At 46.2% G+C, this 22,737-nt stretch carries 17 protein-coding genes and 3 tRNA genes; 6 read left to right on the forward strand and 14 right to left on the reverse strand.

Going from position 1 to position 22,737, the window contains the following annotated elements; genetic code table 11:
* Positions 1-62 precede the first annotated feature (62 nt).
* The 3 genes from CLC91_RS05635 to CLC91_RS05650 form a co-directional block, all read right to left on the reverse strand.
* Positions 63-1,346, reverse strand: coding sequence for a winged helix-turn-helix domain-containing protein (locus CLC91_RS05635; RefSeq protein WP_158220703.1), 1,284 nt, complete (start codon positions 1,344-1,346; stop codon positions 63-65).
* 575 nt (positions 1,347-1,921) lie between these two features.
* Positions 1,922-2,440 carry a response regulator transcription factor gene (locus tag CLC91_RS05645; RefSeq protein ID WP_095497770.1) on the reverse strand — a complete coding sequence of 173 codons (519 nt, stop codon included), beginning with the start codon at positions 2,438-2,440 and terminating at the stop codon, positions 1,922-1,924.
* Positions 2,418-3,701: a sensor histidine kinase gene (locus CLC91_RS05650; RefSeq protein WP_095500126.1), complete on the reverse strand. Its 1,284-nt coding sequence runs from the start codon at positions 3,699-3,701 to the stop codon at positions 2,418-2,420. Before CLC91_RS05650 ends, CLC91_RS05645 begins: the two co-directional genes overlap by 23 nt.
* A gap of 175 nt (positions 3,702-3,876) precedes the next feature.
* On the opposite strand from CLC91_RS05650, the gene CLC91_RS05655 reads away from it, so the two are divergent.
* Complete coding sequence (locus CLC91_RS05655; RefSeq protein ID WP_095500127.1) at positions 3,877-5,856, forward strand: TonB-dependent copper receptor; 1,980 nt, start codon at positions 3,877-3,879, stop codon at positions 5,854-5,856.
* Positions 5,857-5,991: 135 nt separating this feature from the next.
* Here CLC91_RS05655 and CLC91_RS05660 read toward each other — a convergent pair.
* The 4 genes from CLC91_RS05660 to rep form a co-directional block, all read right to left on the reverse strand.
* A tRNA-Pro gene (locus CLC91_RS05660) sits at positions 5,992-6,068 on the reverse strand.
* A gap of 35 nt (positions 6,069-6,103) precedes the next feature.
* Positions 6,104-6,179, reverse strand: a tRNA-His gene (locus tag CLC91_RS05665).
* A gap of 26 nt (positions 6,180-6,205) precedes the next feature.
* A tRNA-Arg gene (locus CLC91_RS05670) sits at positions 6,206-6,282 on the reverse strand.
* Between the two features lie 115 nt (positions 6,283-6,397).
* Positions 6,398-8,419 carry a DNA helicase Rep gene (gene rep / locus CLC91_RS05675; protein WP_095500128.1) on the reverse strand — a complete coding sequence of 674 codons (2,022 nt, stop codon included), beginning with the start codon at positions 8,417-8,419 and terminating at the stop codon, positions 6,398-6,400.
* A 183-nt stretch (positions 8,420-8,602) separates the two neighbouring features.
* Between rep and CLC91_RS05680 the strand changes: the two genes are divergently transcribed.
* From CLC91_RS05680 to ubiK, 4 genes are all read left to right on the forward strand, one after another.
* Positions 8,603-9,190 (forward strand): TetR/AcrR family transcriptional regulator, encoded by a 588-nt coding sequence (locus CLC91_RS05680; RefSeq protein ID WP_095497766.1) that lies wholly within the window; start codon positions 8,603-8,605, stop codon positions 9,188-9,190.
* 25 nt (positions 9,191-9,215) lie between these two features.
* Positions 9,216-10,322, forward strand: coding sequence for an efflux RND transporter periplasmic adaptor subunit (locus CLC91_RS05685; RefSeq protein WP_095497765.1), 1,107 nt, complete (start codon positions 9,216-9,218; stop codon positions 10,320-10,322).
* A gap of 10 nt (positions 10,323-10,332) precedes the next feature.
* Positions 10,333-13,428 carry a multidrug efflux RND transporter permease subunit gene (locus CLC91_RS05690; protein WP_095500129.1) on the forward strand — a complete coding sequence of 1,032 codons (3,096 nt, stop codon included), beginning with the start codon at positions 10,333-10,335 and terminating at the stop codon, positions 13,426-13,428.
* 97 nt (positions 13,429-13,525) lie between these two features.
* The gene (gene ubiK / locus CLC91_RS05695) at positions 13,526-13,774 is read left to right on the forward strand and encodes a ubiquinone biosynthesis accessory factor UbiK (protein ID WP_095497763.1); all 249 of its coding nucleotides are present in this window, start codon (positions 13,526-13,528) and stop codon (positions 13,772-13,774) included.
* On the opposite strand, the gene mutT is transcribed toward ubiK, so the two are convergent.
* The 3 genes from mutT to CLC91_RS05710 form a co-directional block, all read right to left on the reverse strand.
* Positions 13,771-14,175 (reverse strand): 8-oxo-dGTP diphosphatase MutT, encoded by a 405-nt coding sequence (gene mutT, locus CLC91_RS05700; RefSeq protein WP_095497762.1) that lies wholly within the window; start codon positions 14,173-14,175, stop codon positions 13,771-13,773. The genes ubiK and mutT overlap by 4 nt on opposite strands.
* A 107-nt stretch (positions 14,176-14,282) precedes the next feature.
* The gene (secA, locus tag CLC91_RS05705) at positions 14,283-17,006 is read right to left on the reverse strand and encodes a preprotein translocase subunit SecA (protein ID WP_095500130.1); all 2,724 of its coding nucleotides are present in this window, start codon (positions 17,004-17,006) and stop codon (positions 14,283-14,285) included.
* 63 nt (positions 17,007-17,069) lie between these two features.
* A complete protein-coding gene (locus CLC91_RS05710; RefSeq protein WP_095500131.1) occupies positions 17,070-17,972 on the reverse strand; it encodes a M23 family metallopeptidase in 903 nt (300 codons plus the stop codon).
* Between the two features lie 37 nt (positions 17,973-18,009).
* Between CLC91_RS05710 and CLC91_RS05715 the strand changes: the two genes are divergently transcribed.
* Entirely contained in the window at positions 18,010-18,450 is a 441-nt protein-coding gene (locus CLC91_RS05715) for a DUF721 domain-containing protein (RefSeq protein WP_095500132.1), read from the forward strand.
* 17 nt (positions 18,451-18,467) lie between these two features.
* On the opposite strand, the gene lpxC is transcribed toward CLC91_RS05715, so the two are convergent.
* From lpxC to CLC91_RS05735, 4 genes are all read right to left on the reverse strand, one after another.
* Positions 18,468-19,379 (reverse strand): UDP-3-O-acyl-N-acetylglucosamine deacetylase, encoded by a 912-nt coding sequence (gene lpxC, locus CLC91_RS05720; protein ID WP_095500133.1) that lies wholly within the window; start codon positions 19,377-19,379, stop codon positions 18,468-18,470.
* Between the two features lie 117 nt (positions 19,380-19,496).
* The gene (gene ftsZ, locus CLC91_RS05725) at positions 19,497-20,675 is read right to left on the reverse strand and encodes a cell division protein FtsZ (protein ID WP_095497757.1); all 1,179 of its coding nucleotides are present in this window, start codon (positions 20,673-20,675) and stop codon (positions 19,497-19,499) included.
* A 55-nt stretch (positions 20,676-20,730) separates the two neighbouring features.
* Positions 20,731-21,966 carry a cell division protein FtsA gene (ftsA, locus tag CLC91_RS05730; protein ID WP_095497756.1) on the reverse strand — a complete coding sequence of 412 codons (1,236 nt, stop codon included), beginning with the start codon at positions 21,964-21,966 and terminating at the stop codon, positions 20,731-20,733.
* A 3-nt stretch (positions 21,967-21,969) separates the two neighbouring features.
* Entirely contained in the window at positions 21,970-22,734 is a 765-nt protein-coding gene (locus CLC91_RS05735; protein WP_198950907.1) for a cell division protein FtsQ/DivIB, read from the reverse strand.
* Positions 22,735-22,737 lie beyond the last annotated feature (3 nt).

Genomic DNA, 22,737 nt, shown 5'->3' on the forward strand with positions numbered 1-22,737 from the left:
GTTTAAATTAAAAAAACGCTAGCCTTGTGGCTAGCGTTTTTAAAATCCTTACCCACAGAGTACTAAAGCCTAACCTTCTCATAATTTGCCCAAGCAACAATATTTCCCATAAATGGTAATACCCACAAAGATTTATCGCCTTCATCTTGCAAACGGTAGAAAATTAACGGCTGCGTGGACACTTCAACTCGTCTTAACTCTTGATAAAATGGCAATGCAAAGTCACGAATTGCATCTGGACGAGGCAAATGGTGTTGTGTTGGCGTAACATAAAATATATCCACATAGTGTTCACCTATGCGACGACTGAATTTTCGAAACTCTCCGCGAGCATTAAACTTAATGGGCTCTCCGAGGCAGTCCTCATCGGTTATACACACGCTATAAAAAAACTTGCCGTAATTATTTCTCTCATATATGAGAGAAATAGCAAAATCGCCACGGATCAATTTTTTATTCGCTCTAGGGAAGAACACATCGGCATGATAATGATGCTCAGTAACATGCCCCTCGGAACCTTGTGGAATCAGAACTCGATTGTAACGGAAGCGGTCCGAGACTTGAGCGATGATTTGACTGAGAGCACCATAGTCCACAGCGGCCGGCTGTGATTCCATGGCAACAAGATTAATAGCACCGCTATGTTGGCAAGAATCATGTGTTATGCCATCCAAAAAACAAGCAGCAAAAGAATGAGTTCTAGACGTAGCAAGCGCCACCCCTTTAAAAGGACGTGGCGCCTTCGAGGTATTATGAGCAGGATCAATATGACGCTGCCAATTTTGGCTTGTCGTCGCATAGCTATTGCGGAAACTTAGCAAAGGCAATTGGTTAACTTGACCACCTAGATTTAAAGAAATATCTGGTTCGTCATGCCATTGATGAGCAATTTGAGTAACACGGTGGTTAGTAGAAAAGTAAAAAAGTACCGCAAGCAAAACAAACAACAGAATGATACCAAACGCCTTTACCGCAGGCGAAACATCAACAATAGCTTGTCTGATTGTTTCGCTGTCATGTAAAGACACCAGTTTCACCTGCGATTGCTCGACAATCTGAATCTGATAGCCACGGCGTGCTATCGCTTGTAAGTTAATCTCAGAAAATGGAGTGAGCTTTCGTCTGAGCGTACTAATGCATTGAGTCAGCGAAGACGGGGCAACAATTCTATTTGGCCAACCAATCCCTAATAAAGTTTCTTTATCGCAGATTTCGCCCTGATGGGAAACCAACTCATTTAACACCGCTGTTTCAGAAAAAGACAAAGCCACTTTAGAATCATCAATATGATTTAATATGTATTTGCCCTCGATATCGAGCTCCAAATAGTCTGTAATTTTTCTCACTATGACTATCCCTACGTCACTAGACATGTATTGTCTTGGTAAATTTGTTTAGCTACCTTAAATTATACTTAAAATCAACAAATTCATCTGAGATCAAGAGCACAAACTCCGATAGCATGAGCTCTAATGATGAAACTTGTACTCAACCTCTCAAAAATGAATTTAAGCGTATAAAAACATAAAGTTAAAAAACTGATGACGACTGAAAAATAGCCCCTTATTAGCAGTTTTTATAGATAAAAAATGATCATTAGTGATCATTTAAAGTTAAAAAATATCGCTAATAGAAAACGAAAAATAAAACAAAAATCTGCCTCACAGAAGTCGTTAACTGATTGGTTTACCGTATTTCATAGTGACCAGCGAGACTTCAAGTTAAGCAAAGTCACGTTAGGATATTTAGCCTACAGCGTTACAGATTAGTGAGTTACCCAATCCACGGGAAAATGCTTACGACGCCAATTACTGTCACCCTGCTGGTGTAATTGGTTACTCGCAATAAGTATTTATTGCAACCACTCCAGTGGACATTTGGAGTGGTTTTTTTTGTATAAATAGCTAGCTGGTGAATCAGATTATAGAGGTCTTTTTTGCAACTTACGCTGCAACGTCCGTCGGTGCATCCCCAATTGCCGAGCCGTTAGCGATACGTTGCCATTGTTGCTTTTTAATGCCTGTTGCAAGTGTTGCCATTCAAGCTCTTTAACGCTTGGTAGCTCATTGATAATAACTGCATGATCGGCATTATTTCCTAAGAGTGCTTTAGCCACTTGATTGGTGTCTGCTGGCTTCGCCAAATAATCATCCGCCCCACGCCGTATCGCTTCTACAGCGGTCGCAATACTAGCGTACCCGGTAAGTAATACAATCCTCGTAATTGGTAGAATACTCTTAAGCGGTTTTATCAGATCGATACCCGTTTCACTTTCTAAATTCATATCAAGCAAAACATAAGTCGGCTCAAGTCGGCGAGCAACTAGCAGAGCTTCTGAAACCGTATGAGCGATAGCACAATCAAACCCTAACCGGCTAAGGCGTCTTGACATAGCATTAGCAAATGCCACATCGTCATCAACAATTAGTAGTCGCATCATGTTCTTGATACCTTATAGATAATACCGCTATAGCTCCGCCGTCTTTGCTATTGGAGAGAGTTAAACTGCCTCCTAACCGTTCTATCGTTGCATTTGATAGCAATACAGCAATCCCTAAACCTTGAGTACTCGGCTGGCTTTTCAATCTCAGACTTTGCAGTTGTGCCTCAGTAAAGCCCCGCCCAAAATCACGAATACTGATCACCAACTTATCATCCTTCGAGGCGATGGATAGCTCGATGAGCTGTTTGCTGTAGGCTTGATTCGCATTAGCTGCGTTTTGAATCAGATTCAAAATCGCAGGCAATAGAGAAACATCTGTTAATACCCGCCCTATCGGTAAGCTTTTACTAACAAGACGTAACTCCTGATCGGGAAAGCTCAATTGGCTAGCTTGCTTAATACCATTGACCAGCTCATTTACCGATACCCAACCGCGCTTATTTGTCTGTAGATTTTGCGCTTGCACTCTAAAACCTTCGATGTGTTTCTTACACTTAGCAATAGGTTCAGCGAGCTCGGTAACAATACTATCATTTGGATATTCCTCGGAAAGCTCTTCATAAAGCATTTGTATGGTCGAAACAGGTGTCGCTAATTGGTGGGCCACTTGCGCTGAGGCGGTACCAAGCGCCAGCAAATTTTCTTGAGTAAGCTGCTGCTCTCTAAATACTGCAAGGTTGCGTTCTCTACGCTGTATCATTGTCGCCATGGTGCCAACAATGATACAAACAACTGTGGTGGTGAAAATAAAATTTATCCACATTCCTAAAAAGTGTTCTTGCATATCATGATGATGCATTTTGTGGGGATCCATAAACCACAATAATGCCGAATAACAGGCTACAGCCACCATAGCTATGACTGCTAGACGCCTTATACCCAGAAAAACACCCGCAAATACAACCGGAATAATTAACGCAGAAACAAATGCGTTAGTAGCACCACCATTAATGACCAATAAGGCTGTGATGAAAGCCAAATCAATCAACAAATTCACGAAAAGCACAGTTTGCGGATGCATTTTTTTAGGCGGGCTAACCAATAACGCGATACTTTGTATAACCAAAGCAGAGCAGATAAATACAAAATGAACGTTAATTGCTTCCGGTAAATTATTCCACCAAATGCTTGCAAAGCCATAGACAATAAGCAGCAAAGAGCAACTGAGTCGAAACGCCACCAGTTTTTGCATCGGTTGCAGCGTATCCAGCTGAAACTCGTATTTTTTCACAATATCCAACTTTTTCAATTCCATCATTTTTCACGGCAACACTACTCATTTGCCTTTTGCTAATAAAGCCCGACTAAATGAAATCGCGATGGAAATCACGGCTCACTGCGACATAACGTCGCACCCCCTGCGATTTACGTTTTCTTTTTATAACTTTTACTGAAAATACACATTCAGGCATCACCAATAAGTAATAACAAACATGATTAACAGAACCATCGCATTCTTACCCATTTCATATCTAGCCATCGCCCCCGTTTTGGCTAATGAAGAGCCAAATCGTTGCGGCTACGAGCTGGGCTGCGATGAAGTCATTGTGGTTACAGGTGCAAAAATAGCTGCAGATAGTTCAATCACTATCGACCCACGAAAGCCTCACCAACCGATTCCTTCATTCGACGGTTCAGGCTTATTAAAGTCTATTGCAGGAATCAATGTTACTCGCAAAGGCGGGGCTGGAGGTGATATCAGTTTAAGGGGTCTCGCGGGCTCCCGTATTAGCATTGTAAACGATGGCCAGCACTCTTCAGGTACTTGTGGTGGACGCATGGATCCACCAACAAACTATGTAGTACCTGAAGCATTTGATCAAGTTGTTGTCATAAAAGGCCCGCAAAGTGTTCGTTACGGACCGGTAGGATCAGCGGGAACTGTGCTCTTCAATAAAGATCGTTCAATGTTTTATCAACCACAAACTCAAGGAAGTTTAGCGTTAACAAGAGGAAGCTTCGATAGAGCAGACTACCTAATAGACATTAAAACTGGCACCGAGGACTACTATATAACAATGAACGCCAATGCGTCTGAAAGTGACCACTTTAAAGACGGTAACGGAGATGCGGTGCAATCACGTTACGATCGTAACTTCTTTGACGCGGCAGTTGCTTATGCTCCAACCACAGACTCTATTCTCGAAGTAAGCCATAAACGAGCCCGAGGCTCCGCTGAATATGCAGACCGAGCGAATAAAGCCAGCCAAATTAATAGCGATTCATGGCAGCTATACGCTAACCAAGAATGGACACAGTCATGGGTCAATAACAGTGAACTGCAGCTCTATTGGAATGAAAACGATCACATAATGGACCAATTTGATAAAGCCTCCGATACCCCGCTATTTGGTTCGAATCCAAAGCGCACTACCGTTGGCGCCACTGCAACTAACGAGCTTGAATTCTCTAACAATGTATTGGCTTGGATAGGCATAGATGTGATGGACTCTGTTATGGATACACGTCGAGGTGCTAGCATCGACGAGATTCAAATGCAAACGTTCGAACGCATTTATCAAATGACTAATCTTGGTGTATTTATGGAGTCTCGCTATGAATTGAGCCCAAATAACGCGCTAGAATATGGCATTCGCGTAGATCACCAAGATACCGATATACTCGGTAGTTGGGCCATAAATAGCTCTAAACCCAACAAGCATACAAACCTAGTGAGTGGATTTACTCGATGGGAGCATCAAGGCTTAAATCAGGATTCGTGGACTATAGGTGTAGGACACTCACAACGCCCAGCAGACTACTGGGAAATAAACAAAGTTGGCCGCACTCTCACTTTGGCGGATGAGAAAACCACACAGTTAGATATTGGTTGGACAGCTTCTGGCGAGCTACCAATGAGTATTAGTGGCTACCTAGGGAGCATTAAAGATTATATATTGATCGACAACACTCAACCTATTAAAGCGCGTAATATCAATGCTAGGATCGCTGGCATTGAGGCCAGTACTAGCTATCAAATTGCAACTCATTGGGATGTCGCTGCAACGTTTTCATACAGTTATGGGCAAAACCATTCGGACAACACCCCACTTGGTCAAATCTCTCCAATGGAAACCAATATCAGCATCAGCTATACACTACCTACGCTAGAATACAGTTTACTTTGGCGAGTTGTAGCCAAACAAAATCGAGTGACTGTAGGTCATGGAAACACTGTAGGTGTCGATATTGCCGAGTCTCCTGGTTTCGGAGTGTTGTCAATGAATGCAAGCTGGAAACCGACTCCGGCAATATTGGTTTCATTCGGGCTTGATAATTTATTAAACAAAACCTATGCCGAACACATCAGCAAAACCGGAGCTCAAAACGATCTGTTACCTGATGACCAAAAATCCATAAGGGTTAACGAAACCGGACGCAACGCATGGGTAAGAGCCAGCTATCGCTTCTAGCGAAAAAAACATGGGGACGTACCCTACCCGCGTAACCCTTTGAAAGTTTTGTAAAAGAAAAAGGGGGGTACGTCCCCCCTTTGGGAAGCAGATAGCAAAAAAGCCCTACAATTGCTTGCAGGGCTTTCTTTAATGTGGTCGGTGATAGAGGATTCGAACCTCTGACCCTCTGGTCCCAAACCAGATGCGCTACCAGGCTGCGCTAATCACCGATTTTCCGTTTTTTAATCCGCCGGCGCGGGAATAATGGGGTGAACGATGGGATTTGAACCCACGACAACCGGAATCACAATCCGGGGCTCTACCAACTGAGCTACGCCCACCACTGTCGAATCGCTAGTAAGTCTGATGGCGCGCCCAGGAGGATTCGAACCTCCGGCCTCACCCTCCGGAGGGGTGCGCTCTATCCAGCTGAGCTATGGGCGCTCGTCCAGAAGGCCGTCTGCCTTACCAGCGGGGCATACTATAAGGGAAGCGCCCCGACTCGTCCAGCACTAATATACCAGTTTAGTGCGTTTGCTCATATTTTAGGTAATAACCGCTAGGATTTATCGTTATTTAGCATCGCACGCAGATTAGCAATATTGGAGCGGGCTCTGGTTTCTCTCTGTGTTTGCGTTTGCGGCTGACGTCTATCTAGCCACTCTAAATCATCCTGCGGTAGTTCCAGCAAGAAACGGCTCGGCTCGCAGGTGACTTGTTCGCCGTATTGGCGACGCTCTCGACACAAAGTGAACCATAACTCTTGCTGAGCTCGAGTGATGCCCACATAAGCTAACCGACGCTCCTCTTCCACGTTGTCTTCGTCGATACTGGATTGATGAGGCAAAAATCCTTCCTCCATACCCACCATAAAGCAGTAAGGATATTCGAGCCCTTTAGATGAATGCAGCGTCATAAGTTGCACTTGATCGCCGCCTTCATCCTCGCTGTTTCGCTCCATCATATCTCTGAGCGTTAATCGGGTGACCACCTGTGCCAGCGTCATCGGCTCGTCAAGCTCATCGCCTTCCAGCATTTCCGTAACCCAGCGATAAAGCTCAGAAATATTTTTCATCTGCATTTCAGCCGCTTTAGGGCTGGCACTGGTTTCGTATAGGTATTCTTCGTAGTCTATGGTTTGCACCAAGGTGCGCAGCGCCGCAACGCTGTCGCCGCGCTCTGCTCGGTCGGCAGTTTCCACCAAGAAGCGCGTGAATTGATTGACCGCAGCTAACGCCGCTCCCGATAGCACATGAGAAAGTCGGCTATCACAAGCGGTTTCAAATAACGATTGCTCTAGCTCATTAGCTAATGCGCCGATTTTTTCCAGTGTCGCAGGCCCTATGCCACGCTTGGGCACATTTACCACCCGCAACATGGCGTTGTCATCGTCTGGATTCACCAATAACCGCAAATACGCCATGATGTCTTTAATTTCGGCGCGGGCGAAAAATGAGGTGCCCCCAGAGAGCTTATAAGGGATCCGATTGGTCATCAGTGCCTTTTCAAACACTCGCGCTTGATGATTGCCACGGTACAAGATGGCGTATTGTCCAAATTCCGTTTTGCGTACAAATTTATGGCGAATGATTTCCGCGACCACCCGCTCTGCTTCCTGCTCTTCATTGTTGGCCTGCAACACCTTTATGCTTTCGCCAAAAGCCAGCTCACTGAATAAGGCTTTATCGAAAACGTGCGGGTTGTTCGCAATCAGTATGTTGGCGGCTTTCAAAATACGACCACTGGAGCGATAATTTTGCTCCAGTTTAATAAGCTTTAAGGACGGAAAATCTTTGGATAGGAGCACCAGGTTCTGAGGTTTGGCGCCTCGCCAAGAGTAAATCGACTGATCATCGTCTCCCACCACAGTAAATCGAGCTCGCTCACCCACCAGCAACTTAACTAATAAGTATTGAGAAGTGTTGGTGTCTTGATATTCATCCACCAGCAAATACCGTATGCGTTGTTGCCAGCGAGTCCTGACAATTTCATTAGCTTGCAACAATAAGGTTGGTATTAAAATAAGATCATCAAAATCCAACGCGTTATAGGCTTTCAAATGTTGTTGATAGAGCTTATAGCTTTGCGAAAACAGCACCGCTTTTGGATCTCGCGCCTGTTTAATGGCATCGTCTGGAAGTATTAAATCGTTCTTCCAATTCGATATTTGATTCACCAACTGACCAAGCAAGTCTTTATCGCCGTCAATCTGCTCCATGGTCAATTCTTTGAGAAGCGCCAGACTGTCTTGGTCATCAAACAACGAGAAATTGCTCTTTAGACCGATGGTTTTTACTTCCTTTCGGATAATTTCAAGCCCTAACGTATGAAACGTCGACACCCACAAACCTCGAGCAGCTTTCCGCCCCATGGTTTGCCCAACCCGCTCTTTCATTTCTCTGGCCGCTTTGTTGGTAAAGGTAACCGCTGCAATATGCCGAGCTTGGTAGCCACACTCTTCAACTAAATAGGCTATTTTGTTGGTAATAACCCGAGTTTTGCCACTGCCAGCGCCTGCTAAAACCAGGCAAGGACCACTGACATACTTGACGGCAAGGTCTTGGTTCGGATTAAGTTGCATGAATCGAAGTGTCCTGAAGAAAGTGTAAGCAGCAGATAATAGCAAATTCGCACTCGCCTCGTCATACATTCGCAGCGTTAACCAAAAACAATCAATCCATCTTCCAACTCTTAACAATTCTGAGAATATGACTAAGGCGTTACTAAAAAAAGTTAGCGCTTCGCTAAAACTTGCTTATAATTAATGAATGAACGTTCATTCATCGCTGAATTAATGACCAACAAGCAGCAACAAATCCTTATTGCAGCAGAATCAATTATAGCCCGCGAAGGATACCAAGGCCTGTCCATGCAAAAACTTGCTGAAGAAGCCGGTGTCGCCGCAGGTACTATCTATCGCTACTATGACAATAAAGAAGCGCTAACAGCCCAGCTCGTTGAGCGCATTTTTTGCCAAGTAGCCCTCGTTATATTAAAGGATGCTGAAAAAGGCACTGTCGAGCAGCGTTTTCGTCGATTATGGTGGAATGTGGTGGAGTTCGATGCACGAACAACCACCAATCAATTGTCCTATGAACAAGCGTTGCATTTACCTGGAGCCAATTCTGGTCAACACTTAGAGCTGTTATTAAGCACCTTTCAACCCATGCGGCAAATATTAGTCGATGGCGTTGAGGCTGGAATGTTCAAAGATATTCGCGTTGAGATTTTAGTCGCTACCAGCATTGAACCTGCCGTTGGTTTAGCTCGTAGACGTCAGCAAGGAATGAAGTTTTCTAACAATGAATTGTCAACCGCATACGACCTATGTTGGCATTCGATTTTGAAATAATCATCGTAAAGGAGCCCAGTAAACGATGAAAAAGTGGATCAGCGTAATGCTAATTGTTGCCCTACTCGTGTTCGGATCTGTTATCGGATTCAATTACTTTGTTCAGGGAAAAATAGCCGAAGCTATTGCTAACATGCCGGAACCTGAATTTCCGGTAACGGCGCAAACCGTCGAGCTAAAATCGTGGCAACCAAGCATTGACGCTATTGGCTTTGTTGAGCCGAATCAAGGTGTAACATTAGCAACCGAGGCTGCTGGTGTGGTTCAAAGCATTAATTTTGAGAACGGAGCTAATGTGGTTGCCGGACAACTTCTGCTTACTCAAAATTCCAACGTAGAAAAAGCTAACCTGCAAAGCGCCAAAGTACGGTTACCCGCCGCCAAGTCAGACTTCGAGCGCTCATCAAGATTGTACAAAGTGGGTTCGGTGTCAAAAGCGGATTTAGATAAAGCCGAAGCAACTTACTTAGCGTTGCAAGCAGAAATCGAAAGCTTGAGCGCGACCATCGACCGTCGCCAAATCAAAGCTCCCTTTGGTGGCATCGTTGGTATTCGCTCCGTCAATCTCGGCCAATATTTGCAAGTGGGCACCAACATAGTTCGCCTTGAAGACATTAGCACCATGAAGATTCGATTCACCATTCCTCAAACTGAGTTGGCCCGAATCGCCGTAGGTGATGATGTAAAAGTATTGGTGGATGCTTACCCCGAACACAGCTTCTTAGGAAAAATCAGCGCCATTGAGCCCGCCGTGTTCTACCAAAGCGGATTGATTCAAATCCAAGCCACCATTCCTAACGATAAAGGCCATCTGCGCGCCGGTATGTTTGCTCGGGTAGGCATTCAACTTGAACAACTGACTGACCAAATTACCCTGCCGGAAAACGCCATTAACTTTACCCTTTATGGCAATACCGTGTTCGTCATCGAAGAAAAAGACGGCGAAACGAGAGTCAAACAAGTGAACGTTGAAGTGGCTGAACGCAATGGCAAATTAGCCCACGTTGTATCCGGTATAAAAGCCGGCGATAAAGTGGTCACCAGCGGTCAATTACGATTAAGCAACGGCAGTAAAGTTGCCATCGTCGATCGCGATGTACTAACCCCTGCTGACGAAATGCCTCAATTGTAAGGGACAGCTAATGAGATTTACTGACATCTTCATTCGTCGACCTGTACTGGCAATATCCATCAGCTTGCTGCTGTTGCTGTTGGGTCTGAATGCGCTCAACGAAATGCAGGTACGCCAATATCCGGAAATGACCACTACGGTTGTTACGGTAAATACATCATACTACGGCGCTGATGCGAACCTTATCCAGGGCTTCATCACCCAACCGGTCGAGCAAGCCATCGCTCAGGCTGATAACATCGATTTCATTACCTCGCAAAGCTTCTTAGGGCGTTCTGTAGTGACGGTTAACATGAAGCTTAATACCGACCCAAACGCTGCACTTGCAGACATTTTAGCTAAGGTTAACTCGGTACGATCGCAACTGCCATCGGAAGCCCAAGATCCCACCGTAGAACTGTCCACCGGTTCACAAACCTCAGTGGTTTATATTGCGTTCTCAAGTGACACCATTAATGCCAGTCAAATCACCGATTATTTAGAGCGGGTTATCAGGCCGCGGCTATTCGGTGTAAACGGCGTTGCTAAGGTTAATTTATACGGCGGTATTCAATACGCCATGCGCATATGGTTAGACCCAGCGCGTATGGGAGCCTTTGGCATGTCCGCCACCGAGGTTAACCAAGTACTGCAAGCCAATAACTTCCAATCCGCCGTCGGCCAAGCCAATAGCTATTTTGGTTTATTTAATGGCACTGCCGATACCCAAATCGCGACAGTGGAAGAGTTACAACGGCTCATCGTTGGTAACAACGATGGCATGGTGGTTCGCTTAGGTGACATCGCCAACATCAGTCTAGAAAAAAGTCATGATACTTATCGGGCCTTAGCCGAAGGTAAAGAGGCGGTCATCGTTGCAGTGGATGTTACGCCCACCGCCAACCCCTTGACCGTTGCCGAGGGCGTTCGTGACATCATGCCGGAAATGGATCGCAATTTGCCGCCAAGCATTTCAATGCGCATGTTATACGATTCCTCGTTAGCCATTGATGAATCCATCACTGAAGTTATCAAAACCATTGCTGAGGCCGCCTTAATCGTTATCGTGGTGATCACACTGTTTTTAGGCTCATTGAGAGCTGTTTTGATCCCCATAGTGACCATTCCACTATCGCTCATCGGTGTGGCGATATTCATGCAAATGTTCGGCTTTAGTTTAAACCTAATGACATTGCTGGCAATGGTGTTGGCGATTGGCTTGGTGGTTGACGATGCCATTGTGGTGGTTGAAAACGTCGACCGGCACATTAAAGCAGGCGAGCCTCCGTTTCGTGCCGCCATTATCGGTACCCGAGAAATCGCAGTACCGGTGATATCGATGACCATTACCTTAGCCGCGGTTTATGCACCTATCGCATTAATGGGTGGCCTTACCGGCTCGTTATTTAAGGAGTTCGCGCTCACCTTAGCCGGTGCAGTATTTGTCTCGGGTATTGTGGCATTAACGCTGTCACCTATGATGTGCTCTAAGCTGCTGAAAAACACTCACCAGCCGAATCGATTCGAACGTGGGGTTGAGCGTGTGCTTACCTCGATGACCAACACTTACAGTCGCATGCTCGCAGCGGTCATGGCTAAAAAACCGGTCATCATTATGTTCGCCGTGATAGTGATGGTAAGCCTACCACTTATGTTCCGCTTTATCCCAAGCGAACTGGCGCCTAACGAAGACAAATCGGTATTGATGCTCATGGGTGAGGCACCGTCAACGGCCAACCTAGATTACATCCAAAACAGCATGACCGACGTTATGAAAACCTTGCAAGAGCCGCCAGAAACAGAAACCTCTCTGGCTTTTGTTGGTATTCCCAACTCGAACCAGTCGTTCGGGATTGCCCCTCTGGTACCTTGGAGTCAGCGCGATCGCTCTCAAGCGGAAATGCAGGCCTATTTTGGCGAGAAGGTAAAAGACATTCCGGAGCTGTCGTTAACCGCTTTCCAGATGCCTGAATTACCTGGCGCTTCCAGTGGTTTACCTGTGCAGTTTGTGATTACCACTTCCAACTCGTTTGAAAGTTTGTTCCAAGTGGGGTTAGGGATATTTGAGCAAGTTCAGGCCAGCCCGCTGTTTGTGTATTCAGCAATTGACCTAAAGTTTGATTCCGCCACCATGAAACTGCACATTAAGCGTGACATGGCAGGTGCCTATGGCATTACCATGAGCGATATTGGCATGACCTTATCCACCATGATGAGCGACGGCTACGTCAATCGAATTAACATGGACGGTCGCAGTTACGAAGTAATTCCTCAGGTTGAGCGACGTTTCAGGGCAGGACCAGAGTCACTTAAAAATTACTACGTTACCGCGGCTGATGGACGTTCTATCCCGCTTTCTAGTTTGGTGGATATCGAGTTAATCGCAGAGCCGCGGTCTTTGTCTCATTTCAATCAGATGAACGCTATGACCATCAGTGCGGTGAACACCCCAGGTGTTGCTATAGGCAGTGCGATTTCCTTCTTAGATAACATAGGGCAAAACCAGTTACCTAAAGGCTATAGCTATGACTTTTTAGGGGAAGCGCGCCAATACGTAACCGAAGGTTCTGCTTTGTACGTGACCTTCGCATTGGCGCTGGCGATAATCTTCTTGGTGTTAGCCTCCCAGTTTGAAAGCTTGCGAGATCCTTTGGTTATTTTGGTGTCGGTGCCCTTGGCAATCAGTGGTGCCTTAGTGGCCTTAAGCTGGACCCACATATTTGGGCTGAGCTCATTAAATATATACAGTCAGATCGGTTTAATCACCCTAGTCGGACTGATTACCAAACACGGTATCTTAATGTGCGAGGTGGCCAAGGAAGAGCAGATTCACTTTGGTAAAAGCAAAACTGAAGCCATCACCAAAGCGGCACAAATTCGATTGCGCCCTATCTTGATGACTACAGCAGCCATGATAGCCGGCTTGATTCCGCTGCTATTTGCGGTTGGTGCAGGCGCTGTGGCTCGATTTAATATCGGCTTGGTCATTGTGTCTGGGTTAGCGGTAGGGACTATTTTCACCTTATTCGTATTGCCAGTTGTGTACACCTATCTGGCCAGTAAGCATAAGCCCATTACCGAGTTTGATGAATCAAAACCCAAACTGGCGGATAACAGCCACAGCTAATCGGTGCTGCGATTAACCTTTAATAGCTCTGCCCTTGCGCAGAGCTTTTTCATTTTTCACCATTGAGCTACAATACCCCCCCTGTTAGGAGTCGATTATGATAAATCCAAAGAAACTCGAAGAAGTCGCTAAGCAATTAAGCGACGCCTTGCCACCGCAGCTGAAACAGGCGGCTGGCGAATTTGAAGAGCGAAGCAAACACATTCTGCAGCAGCAATTAATGAAACTCGACTTAGTGTCTCGCGAAGAATTTGACGTGCAAACAAAAGTACTAGAAAAAACCCGCGCAAAACTAGAAGCTCTGGAAAAACAAGTGGATGAATTATTGTCTAAGCGCCCTGATTAACAGCGCAGGCGCGCTACAATCGCCTCGGTAATCGGCCCATTAGCATCGGGAAACGTAAAGCTGGGTAAGTCCTGCGCCTCTACCCAGCGCAAAGGCTGGTTTTCTCGACCCACAGGATTGCCGTCAAATTCATCAACCCATTGCACCATCAACTTAACGGTCTTCTCTGGATATTGATGGCTAATTTCTAACAAAGCCTGCTGCGACTGAACCTTGATGCCCAGTTCTTCATCAAGCTCTCGCACCAATGCTTGCTCCACGCTTTCTCCAGCCTCTACCTTACCGCCCGGATACTCCCACTTATCACCTTGATGTTGCTCAGCAGCTCGTTTCGCAATTAAAATTTTTGTGCCTTTAGCAATGACTGCAACGGCAACAAGGATCGTTTCAGGTGTTGGCATGGTGGTGTCCTTAAAGCCAGATTTGTATTCAAGCAATCTATCGTATAGGTCTTATAAAAAAGCCCAACATTTATGACTAATGTTGGGCTTTGTACGCTTAAATTAGGTTATTTCAGCTTACCGTGGCATTGCTTATATTTCTTCCCTGAGCCACACGGACAAGGGTCGTTACGCCCAACCTTAGCTTCTTCCCGAGTAAAGGTGCCACCGCCGCTTTGCTCTGGAGCGTCAGCGGTTAGATTTTCCGCTTGCGCATGGTTAAAACTGCGGGCTCGAGCCATTTCTTGCTCTTGAGCTCTGCGCTGGTTTTCCATTGCTTCTACTTCGGATTCTGCTTGTACTTTAACCTTAGACAGAATAGCGATGACTTCGGTTTTCAACGCTTCAAGCATGGCTTGGAACAAATCAAACGATTCACGCTTGTACTCTTGCTTAGGATTCTTTTGCGCATAACCGCGCAGGTTAATACCTTGGCGCAGATGATCCATTGCAGCTAAGTGATCTTTCCAAAGTGTATCAAGCGTTTGCAACATGATTGCTTTTTCGAACTGGCGTAAAACACTGTCACCAACTTGCGCCTCTTTGGCTTTATAAGCCTCTTCCCATTGGTCATAGATACGCACTCGTAAAGTTTCTTCATGGAGGTCGTCTTCATCGTCCAGCCATTTCTGAACCGGTAGATCCAATAAGAAATCTTGCTTCAAGCGCGCTTCAAGGCCTTGAACATCCCATAACTCTTCAAGCGATTGCGGTGGAATGTATTCGGAAATGACGTTATCCACCACATCAATGCTAATACCTTTAATGGTATCGCCAATGTCTTCGGCATCCATGAGCTCATTACGTTGACCATAAACCACTTTACGCTGATCGTTGGCAACGTCGTCAAACTCTAACAACTGTTTACGAATGTCGAAGTTACGTTCTTCAACCTTGCGCTGTGCATTTTCAATGGCACGAGAAACCCAAGGGTGCTCAATTGCTTCACCTTTTTCCATGCCCAGCTTTTTCATCATTGCTGATACGCGATCGGAAGCAAAGATGCGCATTAAGCTATCTTCCATGGATAAATAGAAACGGCTAGAACCAGCGTCACCTTGACGGCCTGAACGACCACGTAACTGGTTATCAATACGACGTGATTCGTGGCGTTCGGTACCGATAATGTGCAAGCCGCCGGCTTCCAAAACCTGTTCGTGACGTTGTTCCCAGTCATCTTTAATGGCCGCTAATTTGGCATCATCCGGATTCTTCAGATTGCTCTGCTCGATCATCCAGTTACCACCGAGCATAATGTCGGTACCACGACCCGCCATGTTGGTTGCAATGGTCACCGCTCCAGGGCGCCCAGCCTCTGCAACAATGTCTGCTTCTTTCTCGTGGAATTTCGCGTTTAACACGTTGTGCTTAATCTTGGCTTGCTTAAGCTTCTTCGACAACAATTCCGACATTTCAATGGATACTGTACCAACAAGTGACGGTTGACCACGATCCTGACAGTCCTTGATATCCTCGATAATAGCGTCGTATTTTTCTTCTGCGGTGAGATAAACCAAATCCGCACGATCGTCACGCACCATAGGCTTATTGGTCGGAATCACAACCGTATCAAGGCCATAAATGTGTTGGAATTCGAAAGCTTCTGTATCTGCGGTTCCGGTCATACCGGCTAAACGCTCATAGATACGGAAGTAGTTTTGGAAAGTAATAGACGCTAGGGTTTGGTTTTCATTTTGAATCTTAACCCCTTCTTTAGCTTCAACCGCTTGGTGCAGTCCTTCAGACCAACGGCGGCCTGGCATGGTACGTCCGGTATGTTCGTCAACAATCACAATGTCACCGTCTTGAACGATGTAGTCGACGTCTTTCTCGAACAACATGTGGGCACGCAATGCCGCGTTAACATGGTGCAGCAGAGATATGTTGGTGGCGGAATAAAGCGAGTCACCTTCTTTGAGCAAGCCTATGTCCGTTAGCAATTGCTCAACTTTTTCTTGGCCACGTTCCGTTAAGTTGACCGATTTCGCTTTTTCATCAACGGTAAAGTCACCATCACCGACTTCGTCTTCAGTGTCTTCTTTCTCTTGTTGCACCAAGCTCGGAATCAAGGTGTTTACACGGGTGTAGTAATCTGAACTGTCTTCCGCGGCGCCAGAGATAATTAATGGCGTACGAGCTTCATCGATCAAAATCGAATCCACCTCATCGATGAGCGCATAGTAAAGGGGACGTTGAGCACGGTCTTGCGGCGAAAACGCCATGTTATCGCGAAGGTAGTCAAAACCAAACTCATTGTTGGTACCGTAGGTAATATCCGCTGCATAAGCTTCTCGCTTTTGCTCTGGCATTAATCCAGGAATGTTAATACCAACGGTTAGTCCTAGGAATTCAAACAATGGTCGATTCCATTCGGCGTCACGGGTCGCAAGGTAATCGTTCACGGTAATAACGTGTACGCCTTTGCCAGTAAGACCATGCAGATAAGCAGGCAAAGTTGCTGTGAGAGTTTTACCTTCACCGGTACGCATCTCGGCAATTTTATTGTCGTGTAGAACCATACCGCCAATCATTTGCACATCGAAGTGACGCATACCAAAAACGCGCTTAGAGGCTTCGCGGACGGTCGCAAACGCTTCTGGAAGAATTTGTTCCATGCTCTCGCCATCTTTAAGGCGCTGCTGGTATTCCGCAGTCTTGGCCTTAAGCTCATCATCCGATAAGGCTTCTAAGCTAGGCTCTAATGAATTGATAGTCGCTACGGTTTTACGTAGGCGTTTAAGGGTACGGTCGTTACGACTGCCGAACAGTTTTGTTAGTAGATTACCAAACATCTGAAATCACTTTAGTTGTGTGAAAGTTTGGCGAAAACCTCCCGGTCTCGCCTGAATGTGTCATTATACTCGCGGTTTGCGATAAACATAGTTTGCCGGGTCAATTTGCTTACCCGCGCGCAAAACTTCGTAATGAACATGAGGACCGGTTGAGCGTCCGGTACTTCCCATCAAAGCAATAGATTGCCCTTTTGAGACGACGTCGCCAACCTTAACGAGGATTTCTTTATGATGCGCATAACGGGTCTTCAGGCCATTACCATGGTCAATTTCGACCATTTTGCCATACCCGTATAAACGATCTGCCCAAGTTACCACACCGGCACCGGTTGCAATAACTTCCGCACCTTCGCTACCAGCGAAATCAACCCCTTTGTGGTACGCTTTTCTTCCCGAAAAAGGGTCGTTACGCGTGCCATAAGCGGAAGACATCCACCCTTTCTTAATGGGTCTGCCGGTAATGTATCTCTGTTCATCAACATGGTGGTTATGGGTAACCGTACTTAGCAATGCTAATTCCCGATCCCCCTTGTCTAACCGAACCATTAATTCGTCCATTTGCTGCAATAAATCTTGCAGCTCAATTTGTTGCTCGCCGAGTTCAATGCCACCGACACCGACCTCGCCACTAAAATCAAACTGATCCGCTAGGCGTGCCTGTTCTGCTACCTGATTACCCAATGCTTCCATTCGTCCAAGACGCGCTTGAATTCGCGCAACTTTAGCGGCCAGCATATTCAGCTGTTCTTGCGTGGCTTGTTTCAATTGGGAAATACGTTCGATTGAACGTTCGGATTGGTGTTGTCTTTGTTGCTCAGCCAAGAGTTGCTGAGCTTGCTGTTCGCTCTTATTAAGCGACAGATAGGCGGTAGCAGCAATGATCGCAGCGGGCACAATTATCCAAGCCTTGCCTGGTTGCCAGCGCACAACGCCTTTTCGTCGTTGAATAAATACTGTTACACTCATACCTGTCTCAAATAAATTCTATAAGCAGTAATTTTCTATGAAGCCAAAACCGAAAGGGCTTTCCAAAGTAGCTAAAGCTGACAACAACCTTAATCAGTTGCTGCAGCACGCTGAGCTCATTACTGCACTTGATCACCAAGTTAAACAATTTGTGGGCACGCCAACCTCTGAACATCTGCAGGTCATTAACCTGCGCCAAGGAGTATTGGTGGTAGCCGTTGATAGCGCCAGTTGGGGCGCGCGTTTTAATTTTTCTAAGGCCGCACTAATAGATAGCATTCGGGCATGCTCTTTGCCAATGCTGGCGACAATTGAAGTTAAAGTCAACCCACAAATGGCTAAGATTGCTAAAAAATCAGTAACGAACCGCAATCAAATTTCACATCAAGCTGCTGAGCACATCAACGCTGCTGCCGAAAGCATTGGCGGTGAGCTTGGTCAGAAACTAAAACGGCTAGCCTCAAAGGCCAGCCGTTAAAAATGTCAACGCTTGGATTACGCTAGAACCGGCATCCCATAGTTGACCGGTACTTGCTCTTCCGCATCGAAACTCACCAGTTCCCACACTTCTTGGTTGGCCAGTAATGCACGTACTAACTGGTTGTTTAACGCGTGTCCTGTTTTATACGCTTTAAACTCAGCTAATATGGCGTGGCCAGCTAAGTACAAATCACCAAAGGCATCTAGAATCTTATGTTTAACGAACTCATCCTCGAAACGCAGGCCGTTCGGGTTAAGTACCTTATATTCATCTAGTACCACGGCGTTTTCCATGCTACCACCGAGCGCTAAATTGTTAGCGCGCAGATATTCAATATCACGCATGAAACCAAAGGTTCTTGCTCTACTTACATCTTTCACAAAAGATCCGGCGGAGAAGTCCATCACCATGTGTTGCTGTGAACGAGCAATTTCTGGATGCTCAAAGTCGATGGCAAAATCCACTTTGAATCCCATGTGTGGGCGAAATTCAGCCCACTTGTCACCATCCTCTACGCGGATGGTCTCTTTGATGCGAATGTATTTCTTGGCAGCTTTCTGCTCTTTAATTCCTGCACTTTGAAGCAGGAATACAAACGGGCTAGCACTTCCGTCCATGATTGGTATTTCAGGCGCATCGACTTCGATAATGGCGTTATCGATTCCAAGCCCTGCGAGTGCTGCAAATAAATGCTCAACCGTTGCTACCTTGACACCTTGATCGTTGACCAGTGCCGTGCACAATGTCGTTTCCTTAACCAAATCGGCATTAGCAGGAACCGTTACATTAGGTGTCAAATCAGTCCGTATCAAAGAAATACCGGAGTTAACCGGAGCCGGGCTGATACTCAAGCACACTTTGTTTCCAGAGTGTAATCCCACCCCGGTCACTTGTACTTTTTTCTGCACAGTTCTTTGAAAAATCATAGGTTTACCCTAACTATTAACTAACGATCAGCATTTGCTGGTCAGACATCTTAACACAAACAGGCACTGTCGACCAACTTGTCGACTTTGAGCTGCGCCACATTATTGAACTATTGTTCAGTCTGCTTGCTTACGCAAGAAGGCTGGAATGTCCAAATAATCAGTTGGTTTAGCCGTGCCTGTTGCGGGTTCAGCCGTTGCTGTTGCAGTACCAGAATCGAAAGTAGTATCTACAGTGATAGGTTCTACTTGAACAGGTTCAGGTCTTGGTACTTGCACAGGTTGTGGTTGAGCTTGAGGCTTAGCTGTCGGTTGTACCAAGGTAATGTCCGGACGTTTATCAGCCCCAATTCCCGTAGCCACCACAGTTACGCGTAATTCTTCGCTCATTTCTGGGTCAATTACCGCACCCACAACCACAGTCGCATTATCAGAAGCATAAGCTTTGACATGATTACCAACGGTTTCGAGTTCTTCAATGGTCATGTCCATGCCAGCAGTGATGTTAACAAGAACGCCTCGTGCACCCGCTAAATCAATATCTTCCAACAGTGGGCTTGCTACCGCCGCTTCAGCAGATTCTTCAGCTCTGTCTTCACCGCTTGCCACACCGGTACCCATCATGGCATTACCCATTTCCGACATCACAGTCTTTACGTCAGCAAAGTCGACATTGATCAATCCAGGACGAGTAATCAACTCTGCAATGCCTTGAACCGCACCCAGCAAAACATTGTTTGCTGCGGCAAAGGCGTCTAGTAAAGAGGTGCCCTTTCCAAGCACTTTTAATAGTTTTTCGTTTGGAATGGTGATCAAAGAATCCACATTTTTAGCCAGCATCTCGATACCCTGATCGGCATAGGCCATGCGCTTCTTACCTTCAAATGGGAAAGGTTTTGTGACCACTGCAACGGTTAAGATGCCTTCTTCTTTGGCAACTTCTGCAACCACGGGCGCCGCACCCGTTCCGGTACCACCGCCCATACCAGCGGCGATGAACACCATGTCGGCGCCTTTAATGGCGGAGCGAATAGCGTCTTTATCTTCTTCTGCGGCAAGACGACCCACTTCGGGGTTAGCACCTGCGCCGAGCCCTTTAGTTACGTCTTTACCAATTTGGATGCTGGAATTGGCATTGGATTTGCGCAACGCCTGAGCATCGGTGTTGGTTACAATAAATTCGACGCCTTCAATGGTTTGACTAACCATGTGTTCAACGGCATTACCGCCACCGCCACCAACGCCTATTACTTTGATTACTGCATCATCTGCATGACTATCCATGATATCAAACATGGTATTTTCTCCGTTTTTGCCTGCTTACTACCCTAAACCACCTCATAGAGGTAGCCTAAAATTCACCTTTAAACCAACGCTGGATCTTTTCCCAAGTCCCAGTGACCGTATTGCCTTCGTTGGCGTCGTTTTGTTTGTCCATGACTTGGCGGGCGCCATATCGTAACAGCCCCACAGCCGTAGCGAAAGCCGGAGTTTCGACATATTCCGACAAGCCTTTAATTTGAAGCGGATTGGCTACCCGCACTTGCACCCCAAAACACGCTTCAGCGACATCTACGATGCCTTCAATTTGTGAGGTACCACCGGTTAAGACAATCCCGGCGACGACCTGATCTTCTAACCCGCTTTTACGCAGTTCATCTTGTACTAATTCAAACAGCTCTAAGTATCTAGGCTCCACCACTTCAGCCAAGGTATGGCGAGACATAGAGCGCGAAGGTCGACCGCCCACCGATGGTACTTCAATGCTTTCTTCTTGGCTGACCAAATTGGAACGAGCCGACGCATATTGCACCTTAATTTGCTCGGCATGTGATAGAGGCGTTTTGAAGATTTTTGCAATGTCGTTGGTCACTTGATTGCCCGCAATTGGTAACACAGCGCTGTGTCGTAAAGCACCGTGGGTATATATTGCAATATCAGTGGTTCCTCCGCCTATGTCCACGAGGCATACGCCTAAATCTTTCTCATCGTCAGTTAGCACCGCATCAGCGGATGCAATGGCTGAAAACACCAAATCATCCACACTAAGATTGCAACGTTCAACGCTCTTAGTAATGTTTTTAGCCATATCATTAGCGCAAGTAACCATATGCACCTTAGCTTCCATTCGCATGCCCGACATGCCAATTGGACTGCGAATGCCTTCTTGTACGTCAATTGCAAATTCGGATGGCATTACGTGCAAAATACGTCGTTCATTAGGAATTTTCACTGACTTCGCGGTATGAATGACATTGTCCACGTCTTCTTGGGTAACTTCTTCGTCATTAATCGACACCATGCCATTCTCGTTTTGACAGGCAACGTGCTTGCCCGAGATACTCAAATACACCGACTGAACTTGGCAATCGGCCATCAATTCGGCTTGATCTAAGGCACGTTGAATCGAACGCATTACCGAGTCCAGGTCATTAACCCCGCCCTTATCCATACCGCGAGATTGATGGCTACCAACACCAATCACACTGATGTCACCGTCCGGCAGCAACTCACCAATGATTACCGTAGTAACCGAGGTGCCGATATCCAATCCTACAATCAAACTTCTTTCGATGTTTTTGGTCATTCGTTAACGATTCTCTGTATCAGTTTCTACAAGTCCAACGGCCAACCCAGTGTCATACCGTAAATCCACATAGGCTATTGGTTTGGACTCCCGTTTTTCTAAAATGGTGAACACATCTATAAAGCGCTGCACCCTATCAATTTTGTCACTGCGCCCTAGCCGCAGCTCGATGCCCCGAGCTAATTGTAACTTCCATGCCTGGCGGCTGGTTAAGGCCAAACTCGTGGTCGTAAAGCCATTTTGTCCCAATAATTGCTGCAACTGTTGATAGGTTTGCAACACCATTTTGGACTGCTCATCAGGCCCTCTTAGGTCCGGTAACTGCTCAAGTCCCGGCCGCTTAGGCGCTTCAAAGACTTCACCCCGGTCGTTCAGCCAAGCCGCCTCATTCCAACGTGCTAATGGCACTTGCTCTATCAAATGCACTTTAAGCTGACGAGGCCACTCTCGTCTTACCGTTGCTCGATATACCCAAGGCAAATCCGTAAGCGTTTGTTGAACTTGCGCAACGTCTGCAGTAAAAAAGCTCGATAGCATTAAATCTTGCAGCGCATCCCTTACTTCTACATCTTGGGTATATTGCCGCGCTCCTTTCAAAGCAACGGTTTCTATCGGTAACGCTTCAGCATCCTGTAAAACCACCGCCAGTTTCCAACTTGCCGAAACCAGCATCAGCAAAACGCTTCCTAAAAACGCAAGTCCTAACCATAATCCCCAACGAACTGGGCGCTTTGGTGGCTGTTTTTCTGTGCGTTTTTTTGCCGCCATACA

Source organism: Paraferrimonas haliotis (assembly GCF_002282895.1).
GTDB classification, from domain to species: domain Bacteria; phylum Pseudomonadota; class Gammaproteobacteria; order Enterobacterales; family Shewanellaceae; genus Paraferrimonas; species Paraferrimonas haliotis.

Bases quoted from the DNA above. Each gene is read 5' to 3' on its own strand.
- CLC91_RS05680 (WP_095497766.1), top strand. From the start codon at position 8,603: ATGAATGAACGTTCATTCATCGCTGAATTAATGACCAACAAGCAGCAA.
- rep (WP_095500128.1), bottom strand. From the start codon at position 8,419: ATGCAACTTAATCCGAACCAAGACCTTGCCGTCAAGTATGTCAGTGGT.
- ftsA (WP_095497756.1), bottom strand. From the start codon at position 21,966: ATGACCAAAAACATCGAAAGAAGTTTGATTGTAGGATTGGATATCGGC.
- CLC91_RS05735 (WP_198950907.1), bottom strand. From the start codon at position 22,734: ATGGCGGCAAAAAAACGCACAGAAAAACAGCCACCAAAGCGCCCAGTT.
- CLC91_RS05650 (WP_095500126.1), bottom strand. From the start codon at position 3,701: ATGATGGAATTGAAAAAGTTGGATATTGTGAAAAAATACGAGTTTCAG.
- mutT (WP_095497762.1), bottom strand. From the start codon at position 14,175: ATGCCAACACCTGAAACGATCCTTGTTGCCGTTGCAGTCATTGCTAAA.
- CLC91_RS05715 (WP_095500132.1), top strand. From the start codon at position 18,010: ATGAAGCCAAAACCGAAAGGGCTTTCCAAAGTAGCTAAAGCTGACAAC.
- lpxC (WP_095500133.1), bottom strand. From the start codon at position 19,379: ATGATTTTTCAAAGAACTGTGCAGAAAAAAGTACAAGTGACCGGGGTG.
- CLC91_RS05710 (WP_095500131.1), bottom strand. From the start codon at position 17,972: ATGAGTGTAACAGTATTTATTCAACGACGAAAAGGCGTTGTGCGCTGG.
- CLC91_RS05655 (WP_095500127.1), top strand. From the start codon at position 3,877: ATGATTAACAGAACCATCGCATTCTTACCCATTTCATATCTAGCCATC.
- ubiK (WP_095497763.1), top strand. From the start codon at position 13,526: ATGATAAATCCAAAGAAACTCGAAGAAGTCGCTAAGCAATTAAGCGAC.
- ftsZ (WP_095497757.1), bottom strand. From the start codon at position 20,675: ATGTTTGATATCATGGATAGTCATGCAGATGATGCAGTAATCAAAGTA.
- CLC91_RS05685 (WP_095497765.1), top strand. From the start codon at position 9,216: ATGAAAAAGTGGATCAGCGTAATGCTAATTGTTGCCCTACTCGTGTTC.
- CLC91_RS05690 (WP_095500129.1), top strand. From the start codon at position 10,333: ATGAGATTTACTGACATCTTCATTCGTCGACCTGTACTGGCAATATCC.
- CLC91_RS05645 (WP_095497770.1), bottom strand. From the start codon at position 2,440: ATGATGCGACTACTAATTGTTGATGACGATGTGGCATTTGCTAATGCT.
- secA (WP_095500130.1), bottom strand. From the start codon at position 17,006: ATGTTTGGTAATCTACTAACAAAACTGTTCGGCAGTCGTAACGACCGT.